The 234-nt window shown below is 63.2% G+C and carries 1 protein-coding gene; it reads right to left on the minus strand.

All coding sequences use genetic code 11. The features are described 5' to 3' along the window. A partial coding sequence (locus tag N7568_RS25460; RefSeq protein WP_261612394.1) for a S8 family serine peptidase occupies positions 1–234 on the minus strand: 234 nt, incomplete at both ends.

Consider the following 234-nt stretch of genomic DNA (forward strand, 5'->3'; position numbering starts at 1 on the left):
ATGGTCGGTGTGCCAGCCACGAGGGGGGCGGCCTCCGCCTGGATGTCCCGCAATGCCCGGTCCGCATTGAGAAGGCCGTTACCGCAGTCGACGCACGTAAGCGGCCCTGCGGTGCCCTTCAGCTTCTGTTCCACATCTGCCGGTGTCATGGCGGGGAGTATCGTCAACATCATCGCGGCCACACCAGCTACGTGGGGCGCTGCCATGGATGTTCCGGCTTTGAGATAGTAATCC

It is taken from the genome of Paenarthrobacter aurescens, from assembly GCF_025421775.1.
Taxonomy (GTDB): Bacteria; Actinomycetota; Actinomycetes; order Actinomycetales; family Micrococcaceae; genus Arthrobacter; species Arthrobacter aurescens_B.